The organism is Enterobacter sp. CPE_E1241, from assembly GCF_045618265.1.
Taxonomy (GTDB): domain Bacteria; phylum Pseudomonadota; class Gammaproteobacteria; order Enterobacterales; family Enterobacteriaceae; genus Enterobacter; species Enterobacter adelaidei.
Genome location: NZ_JBIWYV010000001.1, coordinates 3,687,665 through 3,702,323, shown reverse-complemented (window position 1 = coordinate 3,702,323; position 14,659 = coordinate 3,687,665). Strand labels below are relative to the sequence as shown.

At 42.0% G+C, this 14,659-nt stretch carries 19 protein-coding genes and 2 pseudogenes; 6 read left to right on the top strand and 15 right to left on the bottom strand.

Annotated elements, in window-relative coordinates; translation table 11 throughout:
* Positions 1-39 precede the first annotated feature (39 nt).
* From ACJ9Y9_RS18125 to ACJ9Y9_RS18115, 3 genes are all read right to left on the bottom strand, one after another.
* Complete coding sequence (locus ACJ9Y9_RS18125) at positions 40-390, bottom strand: cupin domain-containing protein (RefSeq protein WP_028016763.1); 351 nt, start codon at positions 388-390, stop codon at positions 40-42.
* An 87-nt stretch (positions 391-477) separates the two neighbouring features.
* Positions 478-837: a hypothetical protein gene (locus ACJ9Y9_RS18120; RefSeq protein ID WP_028016762.1), complete on the bottom strand. Its 360-nt coding sequence runs from the start codon at positions 835-837 to the stop codon at positions 478-480.
* Between the two features lie 311 nt (positions 838-1,148).
* Positions 1,149-1,607, bottom strand: a complete 459-nt coding sequence (locus ACJ9Y9_RS18115; RefSeq protein WP_229255528.1) for a hypothetical protein — start codon at positions 1,605-1,607, stop codon at positions 1,149-1,151.
* Positions 1,608-1,696: 89 nt separating this feature from the next.
* On the opposite strand from ACJ9Y9_RS18115, the pseudogene ACJ9Y9_RS18110 reads away from it, so the two are divergent.
* From ACJ9Y9_RS18110 to ACJ9Y9_RS18095, 4 genes and pseudogenes are all read left to right on the top strand, one after another.
* A pseudogene (locus tag ACJ9Y9_RS18110) lies at positions 1,697-2,776 on the top strand (IS3 family transposase).
* A gap of 533 nt (positions 2,777-3,309) precedes the next feature.
* On the top strand, positions 3,310-6,621 hold the full coding sequence (locus tag ACJ9Y9_RS18105; protein ID WP_028016759.1) for a hypothetical protein: 3,312 nt from the start codon (positions 3,310-3,312) through the stop codon (positions 6,619-6,621).
* The gene (locus ACJ9Y9_RS18100; RefSeq protein ID WP_032666781.1) at positions 6,618-7,070 is read left to right on the top strand and encodes a response regulator transcription factor; all 453 of its coding nucleotides are present in this window, start codon (positions 6,618-6,620) and stop codon (positions 7,068-7,070) included. Before ACJ9Y9_RS18105 ends, ACJ9Y9_RS18100 begins: the two co-directional genes overlap by 4 nt.
* 1 nt (position 7,071) lies before the next feature.
* Entirely contained in the window at positions 7,072-8,232 is a 1,161-nt protein-coding gene (locus tag ACJ9Y9_RS18095; protein ID WP_028016758.1) for a response regulator, read from the top strand.
* Between the two features lie 62 nt (positions 8,233-8,294).
* Here the strand turns inward: ACJ9Y9_RS18095 and ACJ9Y9_RS18090 are convergent.
* The 12 genes and pseudogenes from ACJ9Y9_RS18090 to ACJ9Y9_RS18035 all read right to left on the bottom strand — a co-directional run bounded on the left by ACJ9Y9_RS18090 (position 8,295) and on the right by ACJ9Y9_RS18035 (position 13,849).
* Positions 8,295-8,688, bottom strand: a pseudogene (locus ACJ9Y9_RS18090) (inovirus Gp2 family protein).
* A 400-nt stretch (positions 8,689-9,088) separates the two neighbouring features.
* Positions 9,089-10,261, bottom strand: coding sequence for an Arm DNA-binding domain-containing protein (locus ACJ9Y9_RS18085; protein ID WP_032625797.1), 1,173 nt, complete (start codon positions 10,259-10,261; stop codon positions 9,089-9,091).
* The gene (locus tag ACJ9Y9_RS18080; RefSeq protein WP_000050710.1) at positions 10,216-10,425 is read right to left on the bottom strand and encodes a hypothetical protein; all 210 of its coding nucleotides are present in this window, start codon (positions 10,423-10,425) and stop codon (positions 10,216-10,218) included. The genes ACJ9Y9_RS18085 and ACJ9Y9_RS18080 overlap by 46 nt, the downstream gene beginning before the upstream one ends.
* A complete protein-coding gene (locus tag ACJ9Y9_RS18075; RefSeq protein ID WP_219940133.1) occupies positions 10,415-10,726 on the bottom strand; it encodes a hypothetical protein in 312 nt (103 codons plus the stop codon). Before ACJ9Y9_RS18075 ends, ACJ9Y9_RS18080 begins: the two co-directional genes overlap by 11 nt.
* Before the next feature lie 100 nt (positions 10,727-10,826).
* Positions 10,827-11,051 (bottom strand): hypothetical protein, encoded by a 225-nt coding sequence (locus ACJ9Y9_RS18070; protein WP_407226214.1) that lies wholly within the window; start codon positions 11,049-11,051, stop codon positions 10,827-10,829.
* Between the two features lie 189 nt (positions 11,052-11,240).
* Entirely contained in the window at positions 11,241-11,453 is a 213-nt protein-coding gene (locus ACJ9Y9_RS18065; protein ID WP_214600525.1) for a hypothetical protein, read from the bottom strand.
* The gene (locus tag ACJ9Y9_RS18060; RefSeq protein ID WP_103142032.1) at positions 11,446-11,811 is read right to left on the bottom strand and encodes a hypothetical protein; all 366 of its coding nucleotides are present in this window, start codon (positions 11,809-11,811) and stop codon (positions 11,446-11,448) included. The genes ACJ9Y9_RS18065 and ACJ9Y9_RS18060 overlap by 8 nt, the downstream gene beginning before the upstream one ends.
* Positions 11,804-12,025, bottom strand: a complete 222-nt coding sequence (locus ACJ9Y9_RS18055) for a hypothetical protein (protein WP_407226213.1) — start codon at positions 12,023-12,025, stop codon at positions 11,804-11,806. The genes ACJ9Y9_RS18060 and ACJ9Y9_RS18055 overlap by 8 nt, the downstream gene beginning before the upstream one ends.
* Before the next feature lie 106 nt (positions 12,026-12,131).
* Positions 12,132-12,518, bottom strand: coding sequence for a helix-turn-helix transcriptional regulator (locus ACJ9Y9_RS18050; protein ID WP_407226212.1), 387 nt, complete (start codon positions 12,516-12,518; stop codon positions 12,132-12,134).
* A 60-nt stretch (positions 12,519-12,578) separates the two neighbouring features.
* Positions 12,579-12,797, bottom strand: a complete 219-nt coding sequence (locus tag ACJ9Y9_RS18045) for a hypothetical protein (RefSeq protein WP_127732065.1) — start codon at positions 12,795-12,797, stop codon at positions 12,579-12,581.
* Positions 12,794-13,009 (bottom strand): hypothetical protein, encoded by a 216-nt coding sequence (locus ACJ9Y9_RS18040; protein ID WP_063132040.1) that lies wholly within the window; start codon positions 13,007-13,009, stop codon positions 12,794-12,796. The genes ACJ9Y9_RS18045 and ACJ9Y9_RS18040 overlap by 4 nt, the downstream gene beginning before the upstream one ends.
* 171 nt (positions 13,010-13,180) lie before the next feature.
* Positions 13,181-13,849 carry a LexA family protein gene (locus tag ACJ9Y9_RS18035; protein WP_407226211.1) on the bottom strand — a complete coding sequence of 223 codons (669 nt, stop codon included), beginning with the start codon at positions 13,847-13,849 and terminating at the stop codon, positions 13,181-13,183.
* Between the two features lie 98 nt (positions 13,850-13,947).
* On the opposite strand from ACJ9Y9_RS18035, the gene ACJ9Y9_RS18030 reads away from it, so the two are divergent.
* On the top strand, positions 13,948-14,172 hold the full coding sequence (locus ACJ9Y9_RS18030) for a helix-turn-helix transcriptional regulator (RefSeq protein ID WP_407226210.1): 225 nt from the start codon (positions 13,948-13,950) through the stop codon (positions 14,170-14,172).
* A complete protein-coding gene (locus ACJ9Y9_RS18025; protein ID WP_045354481.1) occupies positions 14,144-14,446 on the top strand; it encodes a hypothetical protein in 303 nt (100 codons plus the stop codon). Before ACJ9Y9_RS18030 ends, ACJ9Y9_RS18025 begins: the two co-directional genes overlap by 29 nt.
* The last annotated feature ends 213 nt before the right edge of the window (positions 14,447-14,659 follow it).

Genomic DNA, 14,659 nt, shown 5'->3' with positions numbered 1-14,659 from the left:
CTGGCAGTAAACGCGACACCCCTGGGATCTATTCGGTTTTTATGCGTCGGGATTTTTAATGATATCAACCGAGATTTCGACGGCGGTAACCTGGCCACGGTTTTCCAGCCAGTGAACCGTATTGTGATCCTCCGGCCAGCCGACACCGGGACCGTAATCGGTGGCGATCCCGTTACGATGGTCGGTGATCGTCCCCTCCAGGATAAACACGGTACCGGGGCGATCGATATGATCATGCACCGGACCAAAGACTGCGCCGGGAGCGAGTGTCACCCTGCGCATGCGAAGCTGTCGCCCGTCCATGCCTGCGATCTCCGGGCCCAGATCGACGATGGAGAGTAGTTCAACGGTGACGCCCTGGGTTTCTGGTGCGATTTCTTTGTGGCTCATGATGGTGCCCCCCTGTGACAAGTTTAGTCTTCAGGAAGCAAAGTAGGTGGGAATAAAGAAGGCCGCGTTTGCGGCCTTTCGAAGGGGTTATTCAGTGACTTTCTTTTCCAGCTCGCTGGCACCTTCTTTGGTTTTGTTCCAGCCCTTCTCAGCACCTTCTTTGGTGGCATCCCACCCTTTCTCGGTACCTTCTTTGGTTTTATGCCAGGCTTTCTGGGAATCTTCGCTGACCTTGCTGCCAAAGCTCTCGCTTTTACCTTCCGCAGCATGCTTTTGTTTCAGCTTCAGCTCTTCACCTTTGTTCTGCTCTTCGTGCAGTTTTTGCTTCGCCTCGTTGGCGTTTGCGTTCGCCGCAGCGACGGTATCGTCAGTTGCATGTGTTGTGGTCGCAGCAAATACTGGGGAAGCCAGCAGAACGGCAGATAATGCGATAATTGTTTTTTTCATAATATCCTCATTTAACGTTATCGGTTATGAGCGTGATTCAGCATGGCACAGACGAAGCGGGGTGGCTTTAGGAAAAAACTGTAATGAGATCAACATGCCCTGACGTGGGGTATTTCGCCTGAGGATTATCCAAAGGATAAAACACCTATTTCAGCGAGGGCGGCGAGGGTCAGGAGAATGAATATTATGACGGTTATGGGTCTGTACATGGTGGGGTTCCTTCCGGGTGGGGCTATTCCGTAGCGCTGGGTGTGCTTTTTAATTTTTCATAGGGGAAGGGCGGTGTCGTTGATGTTGGTCAATATGAGGGGTTAATTGGCCGACCAGGTGGATAGCGTCATGTATTTTTTCAGCCCGATGTCTCGTTTCACGTCTTTCGGCACTGAATCAAAAGGCGATCTCAAACGAGGCTCGTCAGAGGTTTTTATCATCCACAGACGACCGCCGCTGAACCTGAAATGGATACTATCTGCTGTAAGTGATAAGTCTTCAAAAATGCCCGTCGAATACGCATTGCCTAAACGAATAATCTCCTTAACACCATCGCGAATATCGATAAGGGCGATGATCAGATATTCCTCGAAAATGACATCATCTGTCAGAAAAAGGATGTCGCGCTGATCATTCACCTGAACTGCTGCTTCCAGTATGTGCCCGGGAACGAGAATACCGGTGCTTTTGCCATTGAGCACAACATCACACTGAGGCTGGGTTAACTCGGTCAATTCGCGGGTTAATATCAGAGAGATTGATTGAACCTGTCGCATCATTAATTCCGAGTATGTTTCTCACCTGCTCCCCGTTGATTAATACACCGTGATGTTAGTAATGTCTTCATAAGCCACATGAGGACATCCCCATGAAGAAGCGTTTTTCCGACGAACAGATCATCAGTATCCTCCGCAAGGCTGAAGCCGGGGTTTCTGCCCGTGAGCTCTGCCGTAAACACGCCATTTCCGACGCTACCTTTTACACCTGGCATAAGAAGTATGGCGGTATTGAGGTGGCCGAGGTTAAGCGCCTGAAGTCGCTTGAGGAAGAGAACGCCAGGCTCAAGAAGCTGCTTGCCGAAGCCATGCTGGATAAGGAGTCGCTTCAGGTGGCTCTGGGGCGAAAGTACTGACGTCAGGCCAGAAGCGGGAAGCCGTGGTGTTGATGTGTGATGCGACCGGTCTGTCGCAACGTCGTGCCTGTCGGCTTACAGGCTTGTCCCTGTCGGCCTGCCGTTATGATGCTCAGCGTCCGGCTGCTGATGCATATTTATCAGGGCGTATTACTGAGCTGGCGCTTGAACGCAGACGTTTTGGTTATCGGCTCATCTGGCAGTTGCTGTGTAGGGTGGGCCTTCACGTCAATCACAAGCGGGTATACCGTATTTACTACCTTAATAGATTGAGCGTAAAACGCAGACGACGCCGTAAAGGGCTGGCGACCGAACGGTTTCAGCTTCTGCGCCCGGATGTACCGAACCTTTCATGCTCGATGGATTTCGTGATGAGTGGATGATTTCACGAAGGAGTGTCTGACGATCACCTTTGCTTTCGGTATTTCAGGCGTTCATGTCAAGCGTATTCTGGACAGCATTGCGTTGTTTCGGGGGTATCCGACGACAATAAGAACCGATCAGGGCCCGGAATTTACCTGCCTCGCGCTCGATCAATGGGCCTTTGAGCATAGTGTGGAACTCCGGCTTATCCAGACAGGTAAGCCAACGCAGAACGGATTTATTGAGAGTTTTAACGTACGCTTTCGCGATGAGTGTCTGAATGAACACTGGTTCAGCGATATTCTTCATGCGCGGAAAACGATTAATGACTGGCGGCAGGAGTATAACGAGTGCTGTCCTCATTCATCGCTGGGTTACCAGACACCAGCTGAATTCGCAACGGACTGGCGAAAAAGGAAATATGAACAAAAACCAACCGACATTAGCAACTGAAGATTGTATCTAATCCCGAGGGGGCAGGTCAAGAATTCGCCGCTATGATATTATGTGCAGACGAATGATATATGTTTGAAATTTCTTTAAATTCAGTGATATATAGAGGATTCTCTTTTCAGAGCCATGATTGTTTCGTTTATCCTAGGCGATATGAAAATGTGCGTAATAAATACAGGAGCGACATCGCTGCAAATAACAATTGAGCTTATGTTGCTACCTCTGTGGCTCATAACATGAGAGATAGGGGGCAGACTATAGAAGATTAGTCATTGCAAGAGGTTTGTTAGGCCGAGAACTAGGCTTGTTTTTATGGAGCATCGACCTACAAGGAAGAACTGCAATTGGTGAGCACTGCAAGTCAAAAATACCGTACAGTACATTATTTTATTGATTTTTAGATGTTTTCATGGTTCGGTAGAGCGGGGCTATCATTCACATGCATAAGAGAATAGATCACCCCTTAAGGAGATTTAGTGCGGTAGCTTATTTTAAATTTGTAACATTTTTTTAACAAAAGGATTGCCTTTACAATGAATAAAAAGCATTCTTCACCGGCACAAAAAAAGATCAGTCAACAAGTAGTATTTCAGAGAAGGATCAATGCTAGCAAAAATATTGAACAAGCATCTAATGTATGCTTTTCAGTATTAGCAAAATCGATGCGGAAAGATAGTTTTACTGAGTTTTTATATATGTTTAGGAATTTCCTCGATTTACCAGTAGCAAAAAATATAATGAATTATCGGTATAAAGGAGATACTATTGATATTTTTAATATTAAAACAATGCCATTTGAAATGCTAGAAATAAGGGATGTTGTTAAATGGCTTACAGAGATTTTTGGTTACTTTAGTGAGGATTTAAATGATTTTGTAAAGGCTAAGGTTGCTATTACAAATAACATTTTGCTTGCAGACTTTGAAGGTGCTAAAAGAAACCTTGAAAAATTTATAGATGACCATGGTGTATGCAATTGGACCATTGCAACTGAACTATCGCTTTTATATTTCCAAGGTAAGATCACAGAATATAAAGACAAAATAAAAGAGTTTACTCATATTGAAGATGGTTTATCGCAGTCATTCTTAACTTACGAAGGTATACGATGTAATCCCTCTGTTACATCTGAAAGATATAGGTTTTCAATAGGTAAGATGATCGAGGAAGTGAGGATAGATAATCAACCACAACTAGAAGAAACCATAAAATATAGACATGATTTTAGTCCGTGTGATGTTTATTCTAATATGGATTTTATATTTTCAAACACGTGTGAGAAAAGAATTTTTGATATGTATAATTCTTTCAAACGCTTTATTTTTTATAAATACAATGACGGCAGTGATATTTCAGAAATTGTCACATGTGTAGAGAAGTTAACAAATAGCATCCACGACTCCGAAATCGAAATTTTTTACAAAAGAATAAGTGGTACTGAGAGTGACATCAAAGATGAACAATACAATGAAGTTATAGATAATTATATCAATAATAACTATGAACGCGTTATAACCCAATCCGAGAAAATTTTATTAGAAAAACCATATTTTTCAGTAATATATTTACCCTATATAAAGTCCTTAGTAAGGAAAAAACAAAATACGTCACTACCTGGTCCGATAGGAGAAATAATAAGGCTTTCGTGTAACCTTTTTTCAAATATTGAATTTGAAGACTCACTGAAGAAACTTAGTAAAATATATTACGTTTTATTGCATAACGACTGGGTTCATATTATAGGATGTATATTAGATAACTTTGATGGTTCTGACGGTATCAATAATCCTAAGAGATACAACTATGTAGATTCCTTACTGTTAATAAACAATAAGCTTTCTTTTAGGGATTCTACGAATTTTAAATGGCTTGATGATGAAAATATTAGTGCGTGGCGAAGGGATAAAATAAAAGCTGATAAATATTTTTATGATGGGGAATATGGTAAAGCACTTAATCTATATAGTAATTCTCTCGATAAATCTGAAAAAAACTACATCGAAGAACTCAAGGCAAAGATCATATATTGTCATTTTTCATTAGGTGAAATATCTGTTGCCATTACAATATTATCTGAACTGCTTTCAAAAGGGGCGAATCCAAGGACGTTACCAATTAATACAGTTGCTGAATATGTTGCTAAAGAGGGGCATTATAAAACAAATAATGATGAGCTATATAATGAAGCGATAATACTTAACGCTTATAATAAAAATATAATTGCAAAATACATTCAACATACATCAAATGTGTGTGAAAACTTTCTCGAAAACATTGATGTGACTGATAAAAATCAGATAACATTTGAAAATGAGAGTATCCCGGCATTTTTTCTTACAGAACTACTTAGTATTGATGTGTTAGAGGGTATGACCTCAATAATAGAGTCGGAGGTGGATGTTTTACTTACACGGCTAAATATTGATAGATATATAGTAACAAACGAAGAAAAATTTGACAGTAAAACTGTCAGGAAATCAAAAAATGAAATAACCAATATTTTTTACAAGTTAATCGTACAAGCATGTTCCAATGAGGCTGGAGAAGGTAGAATATATGTTGATAAGAGCTCATTAAAAGCGAAATTGATTAATGATGTAGAAAGAGAGTTGGAAATACTACGAGGTAGCGATAATAAAGAATTAAATACATATGTTGAATTAACAGACGATCATGGGATTGAGTATCATACAATGTCTACTCCATTTATGAGGGATGTATTTGACTTGATGATGAAAGTTTCAGATGGATATACAATTGATAAGCTTTATGGAATAGATCAGTCTCTGAACGTAGGTATACGGCATGGTGGTATAGTCAATCTCCTATGGGCTCCATTAAAAAATAACGGTATAGCAGCATTAAAATCGAAAGATTCCAAATTTATTCCAAATCCAGTGTGGCGAAACGATTTTGGTTACTACAACAAAGGTTTTTTAGATTCTATAGATAAAAACTTAGTCCTTTTGAATGAAAAACTTAATACGATAATTAATGATGCCAAAGAAAAAGTTCACATTAACACAGGTGAATTTATTGAGAGTGCCAAGGTTTTCAATTATGCTATAGAAATAGAGTTTGTTGAGGAGATGGCAGGGAGCATTGATAAGATAGATGGAGATACTTTTATTGAGTTGATTTTCAACTATCTTGACGAAAAAACAAATGATTGTCTAGATTATGCTAAAAATAATTTCATTCCAAAATTAAGACATGAAATGATTGATGCCATACAAAATACAAGAAATGAAATTAAGATTGAAAATATTAATAGAGCTATAAGCCAATCTAAAATTCAACTTGAAGAGTCTATAGAATTTCTGCAAAGTTGGTTCAATTGGTCTGGAACATCTAAAACCCCCTTTGCACTTAAAGCAGCGATCGAGAAATCAAGGTTGATATTGAGTAAATTACATCCTTGGCTAGAAATAAATTTCTCAGGTAGTCTAAACACCCAAAAAATATTTTTAGGAAAACATTTTACACCTATAGTAACTTTACTCACGTTGATATTTGAAAATGTTGTTAAGCATGGTGCTAACAGAGATAGCACAGAAATAATTGTTGATATAAATGAAAATAATGATGTGATTGAATTATCATTTGTGAATAAAGTTCAAGAGCCTTTCAATCAAGATGAGCTTGAAAAGTTTTCGCGTATAAACGAAATTCTTGATACTGAATATGAAACATATTCAGCGAGAGAGACAGGTAGTGGAATTTTTAAAATTAAAAAAATCCTATCACTTGAACTGAAATGTAAAAATCACGTTCATATCCACCCAACAGAAAATTCGTTTGGTATTACTATTGGGATTTATGATAATGGAGGGATGTTTGAGTGAAAATTTTAATAGCAGATGATAATATACAAAAGCAACGTGTGTTAAGAACGTGCATAGAAGAAAATTTTGGATCTTCTGATATTACACAAACATTTTCTTTTACTACAACTATTAAAGCATTAACGTCATCAGTAAAATTTGATATCATTCTGCTAGATATGACAATGCCAAATTATGATTCAAAAGAGCCGATGAATAATGATGGGAAAATGAGGACGCTTGCTGGTCAGGATGTAATAACGAAAATGGCTTACCGTGGTATTACAACACCTACTATTATAGTTACACAATTTGAAGTGTTTGGTCGTCACAGTAGTCTGAAACCGATAAGTGAAATAGCACAAGAATTGATAGCTAGCTATCCAAACATAGTTAAGGGTTATGTCCTTTTTGATTTGCAATCTGAATTATGGAAAACAGATTTAATAAAGAAGATAACGGAGTTATAACATGATTCGTATCTTAATTATAGAGGACGATGAAAATAAAAGAACTGATATAGAAAATGTTCTGGAGAGGAATGGAATACACAAACCATCCTATATTTCGCATGACAATATACAAGATGGCCTTAACAGTTTAAAAGAAATTAAATTTGATATCCTAATCCTTGATTTACAATTGCCACAGAGATCTGACTCGTCACCAAAGGAAGATGGGGGGGTCAGTATATTATATAAATTATCAGCTGTGAATTTTTTAACACCTACATATATAATAGGACTTACCCAGTACCCTGCGTTACTTGAAAAGTATGCTGAGAAGTTTAGAAGTATTGATTTTAATATATTTGATTATTACAATGATGATTGGGCGCATGCCATAAAATCAAAAATAGAATGGATAATCGCAAGTCAAAAAACTCATTTGATAAGGCAACCTGATAAAGATATCTATGTTCTCACGCATGGAATAATGACATCAGGTAAATGGCAAGATGATCTGGAGAGTAAGTTAAAAAATAAAAAACCGAACATCAAGATCATAAAATACACATATCCATATTACTCAGCTTTTCAAATACTTTTTCCTTTCTTGCATAGAAAAACAATTAAAAATTACGAGCGATTTGTTGTTAACTTGACGGCGCAATACCCAAATGCAACACTTAATTTCATATCTCATAGCTTTGGAACGTATTTAACGGTAAATACTCTAAGTTCAAGTGACATAGAACGGAATGCCTCTATTGGGAAAATAATACTTTGTGGCAGTGTATTAAAAAGTGATTATGATATGGCATCACTCATTGAGAAATGCCAGCCAAAATTAATAGTTAATGAGTGTGGAATAAAAGATCTACCTTTAGTCTTGTGTAATACAGCTGTTTGGGGATTAGGTAATGCTGGTAGGAATGGATTTTATGGATATTCGCCACTTTTAAAAAATAGATTTTTTGATGGTGGGCATAGTTACTTTTTCACTAAAAGTGGTTTCATGGATGAATATTGGCTTCCATTTATTTTTGATGACGTATTTATTGAGTGTGATGGAAGAAAAAAAACAGAAGCTAATGATTTAGTTCAGTCTTTATTTAGTTTGCTACCACATATAATAATACCGGGATGTTGCATAATATTACTGGTTTTATTGGTGCTTAATTTATTTTAACTAAGTTATTATGCAATAAAGGCCTTATGGTTAACACCATAAGGCTACTACGTTTTTTAAAGCTATCGGCTACAACCGAAGTTCCTCCGCTCCTCATCAAACACTTTTGTATCATATTTAGATAAATATTCTAAACGATTGAGTAGGCTACAATATTTAGCACTGAATTTATAATTATTTATATCCAAAATGTAACGACAATTTTCAGGGTAGTAAACTAATCCCGGATAATCATCCAATCCCAATGCGCTATACCATGCTCTTACAATCATCATTCGTAGATTACTTTCAGTTTCATAATCTCCCAAGTGATAATAGGCATCTTTATTAAAAAAAGCCAAGATGAAAGTGGTATTTTCCCTCTTTGGAAAACTCCCGTACCCAAACGTGACGAACACGGTTTGGATATATTCTTTTACCGTTGGCGGCTCTAACTTTCTCATTGGCCTCCAGCATTGCATTTAACGCATTACGGAAACGGGATATGACACCAGGTTCCAGATAAGGAAAACAGCAAATAGTATTGTAAGTATCCCTGCAAAACGTACCATTCACTTTTAGAGATCTTCCGACATACTAATTAGTTCTCTTCAGACTTCGCGGGACAAATTGAGGGCACAAAAAAGCCCGCAGGGCTTGCGCCGTGCGGGCTCTTAGGACTTCATCGGATGACTCTGGTAATCACCGATAGAGAATTTTGGTGGGCTGGCGGGAGTTGAACTCGCGTCCGATAAGTGTTTAACCCATTGAAAATAAACAATTCTGTCACTGTGACAGGCCTCAAGTGCATTTTACGTGCATATTGAGGTCTGTCTAACGTCCTGATTCTGTACAACATTTTGAAATATTTCCCCCGCTACAGCGCGGCTGAAATCGCGGTTTTACCGTCATATTCCGCCAGGTATTTACCGTAGTTGCGGAATATCATTTCCGGCCCTTTGTGGCCCATTTGTCCTGCAAGCCAGAAGAGGTTAACGCCCTGGCTAATATGCTTGGTTGCGAATGTGTGCCGCGTCTGGTACGGGTTACGGTAGCGCACGCCAGCTTTTTTTAGGGTCGGCACCCATGCTTTTTTACGGATAGCGTCGGCGTTCGCCCAGGGTTCTCCCGTTTTCGGGTCGCTGAATATGAACTCACTTTTCATAAAGGTGTATTGCTTCTGCGCCTGCAGGGCCGCCAGCGCCTCACTGTTCAGCTCCACCTTACGGGTACCGGCTTTTGTCTTGGTGCCTTTAAGTACCCCTACGACACTGGCCGCTTGAACGTGGGCTGTGTTCGCGATGGTGTCGAGATCAGGCCAGCGCAGCGCGCACAGTTCGGAGCTCCGCAGACCGGTATTGAAAGCAAAGCGGAACAGGTTTTCCCATTCCGGGTACCTGCAGCTCTGGTAAATGGCGAGGGTCTCCGCTGGCGTGAACGGGTCAACCTCGTAATCGTCGGCGCTCGGGCTGCTGTCGATCACGTGGTACCGGCTGGCGCTGACGAGGGTTACCGGGTTAATGGTCAGCAGGCCATCCGTAACAGCTTCATCGATGGCGCTGCGCAGAAACGAAAGGTTATTCCTGGTCGTTTTCAGCTTTGTTTTCCGGCTGGCTATCCAGTTTTTAAGGACCGCTGGCGTCAGTTCTGACACGTGGAGTTTATGCAGAGCTGACAGCGCCGACAGGCATTTTTCATAACCATTTATAGTCGACGGGGACAGGTTGCGGTTCTGGCAGATTTTCAGGTACTCGTCCAGGTAGGATTTTATGTTCTTGGTTTTCTTCACCACCCCGAACAGCTCCAGCTTTTTGGAGTTGGGGAAATATTTCGCATATTCAAAGGTGCCACTGACGATCTGGTTTTGTATCTCCCCGAGCAGGCGCTCGGCGTACTTAACACCGCGCGCGTTTGCTTCCATTTTGGAGAGGGGTTCCCGGCACAGAACCCCTTTGTATGTGAAAGTGATAACCAGAGTGTCGCCAGTTTTATGCTGGCGGATGGTTACTCCTCTTGGGAGAGATAATGATCCTTGTTCTTTCTTGCCCACTTTGAAACCTCCGTTAAGTCAATCCAGCGTTCTTTAACGCCATCGACTTTTAATACATGTACTCCCTCCTTCCATAACCCCCTTTGTATCCGTTTGTTAACGGCTTCTACCGTTTCCCCCGCGTCCCTGCAGTACGTAGAAAGAGGTACACAGTCAAGACTCATGGCTGACCTCCCGCCCGAAAGCCTGGGCATTTTCCAGTTCATTAGCGGCATAAATCAGGGCGTTGTGATGAGCGCGAAAACCACCATCGAGTTCGTGAGCAGCTCTGTCGCGCAAGATGTCGATCGCAGCCTGATAGTCGTTCTGGCAATCGGCCGACTTTTCGGCCGAACTGGCCGGCAGCTCCCCCAGCACCATCAACATGTTTTCCGGGTCGATGGGAATTGTGGCGAGCCCCAGTTCTTTGGCCTCCACCGCTAAACGGGTCAAGCGTGCAATAATTTCAGTGGTACCTTTTTTCATGGCATACCTCAGAAACCTATCAAAAATTTATACTCAATCAGCGCGCCGAAAACGACGGCCACCAGCAACAGGCCAAACAGCATAGAGAGGAGGAAATACTTCATCGTGACGCCTCCCGAAAAACAGCTCTGTATGCACACAGCATGTCCCGAGATTTGCCGGATAAAACAGTCCTCATGAAGAACATCCCGCTACGGGTTGCTACGATGCCGGGTGTGTGTAGCAGCGTGACATCTACCACTCTGTTATGTTTTCGGAACTCAAACAGAGTGCTTGTGATAACGATGCTCGCCACGGCGCCATAGTCCTGATGTTGAATTTTCATTTTCTGTCCTTCAATTTGCTGTATCGTTCGTGACTCATTACTTCCCAGTTCTGGCCGCCGTCTCGGGACAGCAGCCGCCAGCGGCGATTAACCCTCAGGCTCAGGTTTCCGGAGCCGTGCATACGGCAGGGATGAATCCGCCTGGCTCTGAACTGGCGGAGGATATGGACCGCCTGCAGGTGTACCCACTCAGGAATTCGTATTGCTGTCAGGGCCATTGTCCTTCTCTCCTGCAGGTGGGGTGATCGTGTAACCGGCGCGTTCAGCCATCCATAAAAAAGTCTCCAGCGATGCTGTAACCTCGCCGTTCTGAACCGGGCGCGCGTGGATAACTTTCCCGTTCTCGATTGTCAGCACGATATTTACTGGTTCGTGCGTGATAATTGGTGTCTGATCACTCATGGCTTGTCTCCGCTGTGACTGATTTTTGTTTCTTGGCAAACTCGACCAGCTCAGCAATGAGATCGTCGATTAATGCCTTTCCGCTTTCTGTCAGGAACTCACCGCTGCCATTCACATCTACGGCGTTGCTGTAAATTCCTCTGATGGCTTTTACGCCGTCGATATTCCCGTATTCACTGAGAGCCAGCTTTTCGAATCGTCTCAACAGACCATCAAGTAGTATCTCTGTTAATTCGACGGTGTTTATTCCCCCCTTAGGCATATTAATAATGATGCAGGTGCTTCCGGTTTTACGCTGGTGGCGTAATAACGCGGCTTTAAGTATTCGGCGCCGATATGTTTCTATTAATTTATCCATTGCGCTGTTCTTCCTCCAAGCTCATAACTATTTCTTCCTCCTTTTCCGTCCATCCGTGAATCTCAGCGGCTAGGTCATATACCAGAGCACATATAGTTTCAAGTTGAAATCTGTCGAGCTTGTCGTGATATTCATATAATGTTTGCGACAAACCTGATAACTGTTCTGCTTTGATATTTACGCCCTGAATATTCTGCCTTTTTAAAATGCTCATAATTACCGTCCATATGCTTTTTTAAGGTAAAGTCGGGCGATTACCTCATAACCGCAGGCCGCATAAAGGCATGCTGATCTATATGCCGTTTTATCTTTGATGAAAGTCATACGAAGCGCCTCACAGCTAAAGATGCGACTACTCTTCCGTGAATACGTATGTCTTTTTGCTCACCGACATTAAGCGTGAAAGTTTGGTAATGGAGATTGTCAGAAATAATCTTTAGTGACCCGTCCGGCAAGGGTTCTATTCGCTTGATGAACAGGCAGTTACGGCCAAAAACATCGCCGGTAAAAACATAGATGCCGGGTGTAAGAACGCGGCCTCCACAATCAACGAAAGCAACAGCCTCACAGGGTTCGATAGTCGGCTGCATTGAATCACCTTCCATCCGGCAGCTCTTAACTCTGTTTCCAAAATCATTAATATTGTCAGAGCCGAACAGCATTTGTGGAGATTTAATTGGCTCGTTGAAAGAAAGTGAATTTTGCATTTTCATTTCCTCAGGGTGAGTTTGGTCACACCATTTAAGGTGTTTTATTAATTTTTTTACTTATAGTGATTTAATTTCGAAGTTATTTATTTGTTCGTTTACTTCTTCTAACGTTTTTACAACTAAAGTAATTAATGCGTGTTCTCTTATTTCTTCTTCGGATGTCATTTTTTCAAGGAGTAACCATAATGAAGATGAACAACAAGTTATATCGTGCGCCCAACTCATGACCATAGCGCTTGTTTCATCTTTATTGAGAACTACAGTATCAGTTATCATTGTTTGTTCTCCGGCCAGTCATGCCCGATTTCGCGATTTAAAACTGAAAGGTTTTTCTTTAATTGGTTAATACAAATTTGAATGAGAGCTGCTGGCTTATAGCCAGTATCTGGATCAGATTCGGCATATTCAAGCACGTTTACCACGCGATCAATATCCATAGCTAGCTTATGGATGGGACCATTTTCAGATACCAATTGTTGAGTGCTCATCTTCCTGCTCCGTTTGCTTGTTGATGATTAAACAATACATAACGTATTAATCACCGTCAATACAAAACGGATTAATCTGATGTATTAATTTTTATATCGATGTTTGTTAAGGGTTTTTTGTTTGATTTCGTGACGGGGGGGATAAAAAAAGCCGCTTTCGCGGCTTGTGCACTATGGCAGGTTGGTTATCTTTGCGTCAACCACGACGCCGATAATACGGCAATTACCGTTTATGGGAATGATGGGATATTGAGGGTTTAACGGCTTGAGAAATCGTTGACCAGCATCGATAACCAGCTTTTTGAAAGTGGCCTCGTTATCCCCATCGAGCTTAGCGACAACTAACTTTCCGTTGATGGGTTCAACCTGAGGATCGACCAGTATAACCATGCCTTCAGGAATGCTAAGCCCAGCTGGCGATGTCATCGAATCCCCTCTGACATCTAACCAGAATGAATCTTCTGAACATTCCACGGTTGTATCATACCAGCGGTCGATCGCGCGCCTATCATATGGTTCCACTGCTTCCATCCAATCCCCTGCGCTGACCCAACTGATTACGGGGTAGCTTCCTTTCGATTCATTCATGGCGTGAAATGACACATTGTAATCAGCTCTTGCGTCGCTCACTGCGCCGTCAGCGTCAACCACAAAACCTGGCATTTGTAGAATTTTAAAAATTTTTGCTATGACCTCCAGGTTAGGTTCACGTCTTCCGTTCAGCCAATGGCCTAGCCCACCCTGTGTCATACCGAGTGCTTCAGCTAGCTGTTCTTGAGTCATTCCGACTTCTTTCATCCTGGATTTGGCCAGGTCCTGCCATCTCTGTTTCATAGACATGATTATTACAATCCGTATTTTTTGAGCAACTTCCATTTTGTATTATTGTTTTATGTGTGTATAGTACGTTATGTATTATTTAGATGGGAACTATCCGAATGAGCGGTATTAAGAGCCTAAGGCTGAAAGCAAAAGTGACCCAGGGGGAGCTGGCAGCGTTGATCGCTAGCTCTCAAGGGGCCATTAGCCACTACGAAACTGGTCGTCGAATCCCAGATATTGAAGTTGGGAAACGCATTGTGAGCGCCTTTAGGCAGCTCGGATATGAAACCAGTCTGGATGAGGTTTTTTCCGATGAACATACCGGAGAGCAACTTCGATAACGCACTGCTGCCGGATACCCACTCAAAAGCTGATGCCGAGTGGATTAAGCAGCAGTTACTTAGCCTGACACCAACTGCACGACAAAAAGCTATCCAGCGTTATGCAGCTGTGTATCAGGAGACGTTCGAGGCCGAACCCGTTTCATACCGCAAGGAGAACCGGGCAAGGCATGAAGCAAACACAAGGCTTCGCCTGTTTGTGAGAAATCAGGGCAGAGCTTTACAGGGGTATACCGCCGAACCTCCCCTGGCTGGAACGCAATCGCGATCCTGATTGTTTCGGGTTTAAAGGTACCCGAACAGAAGCAGGCTTAAAGGTGCCTGTTCAGGTTGGCAACCAACTGACCCAACTCCTCATATGTACTAGGGAGGTAGTACGTTTTTATGGGGAAGAGGGAAAGGGGGTAAGGGGGATTGGGTGTAGGGGCAGGAATAGGGTCTTTTCCAACAGGAGAGATCCATTGGTTAAGTAGATCACTGTCTTAAG

Coding starts and splice junctions, on each gene's coding strand:
- ACJ9Y9_RS18065 (WP_214600525.1), bottom strand. CDS start 11,453: ATGAGTGATCAGACACCAATTATCACGCACGAACCAGTAAATATCGTG.
- ACJ9Y9_RS18070 (WP_407226214.1), bottom strand. CDS start 11,051: ATGAAAATTCAACATCAGGACTATGGCGCCGTGGCGAGCATCGTTATC.
- ACJ9Y9_RS18095 (WP_028016758.1), top strand. CDS start 7,072: ATGATTCGTATCTTAATTATAGAGGACGATGAAAATAAAAGAACTGAT.
- ACJ9Y9_RS18080 (WP_000050710.1), bottom strand. CDS start 10,425: ATGAGTCTTGACTGTGTACCTCTTTCTACGTACTGCAGGGACGCGGGG.
- ACJ9Y9_RS18045 (WP_127732065.1), bottom strand. CDS start 12,797: ATGATAACTGATACTGTAGTTCTCAATAAAGATGAAACAAGCGCTATG.
- ACJ9Y9_RS18030 (WP_407226210.1), top strand. CDS start 13,948: ATGAGCGGTATTAAGAGCCTAAGGCTGAAAGCAAAAGTGACCCAGGGG.
- ACJ9Y9_RS18040 (WP_063132040.1), bottom strand. CDS start 13,009: ATGAGCACTCAACAATTGGTATCTGAAAATGGTCCCATCCATAAGCTA.
- ACJ9Y9_RS18075 (WP_219940133.1), bottom strand. CDS start 10,726: ATGAAAAAAGGTACCACTGAAATTATTGCACGCTTGACCCGTTTAGCG.
- ACJ9Y9_RS18105 (WP_028016759.1), top strand. CDS start 3,310: ATGAATAAAAAGCATTCTTCACCGGCACAAAAAAAGATCAGTCAACAA.
- ACJ9Y9_RS18125 (WP_028016763.1), bottom strand. CDS start 390: ATGAGCCACAAAGAAATCGCACCAGAAACCCAGGGCGTCACCGTTGAA.
- ACJ9Y9_RS18060 (WP_103142032.1), bottom strand. CDS start 11,811: ATGGATAAATTAATAGAAACATATCGGCGCCGAATACTTAAAGCCGCG.
- ACJ9Y9_RS18035 (WP_407226211.1), bottom strand. CDS start 13,849: ATGTCTATGAAACAGAGATGGCAGGACCTGGCCAAATCCAGGATGAAA.
- ACJ9Y9_RS18055 (WP_407226213.1), bottom strand. CDS start 12,025: ATGAGCATTTTAAAAAGGCAGAATATTCAGGGCGTAAATATCAAAGCA.
- ACJ9Y9_RS18115 (WP_229255528.1), bottom strand. CDS start 1,607: ATGATGCGACAGGTTCAATCAATCTCTCTGATATTAACCCGCGAATTG.
- ACJ9Y9_RS18120 (WP_028016762.1), bottom strand. CDS start 837: ATGAAAAAAACAATTATCGCATTATCTGCCGTTCTGCTGGCTTCCCCA.
- ACJ9Y9_RS18050 (WP_407226212.1), bottom strand. CDS start 12,518: ATGCAAAATTCACTTTCTTTCAACGAGCCAATTAAATCTCCACAAATG.
- ACJ9Y9_RS18025 (WP_045354481.1), top strand. CDS start 14,144: ATGAACATACCGGAGAGCAACTTCGATAACGCACTGCTGCCGGATACC.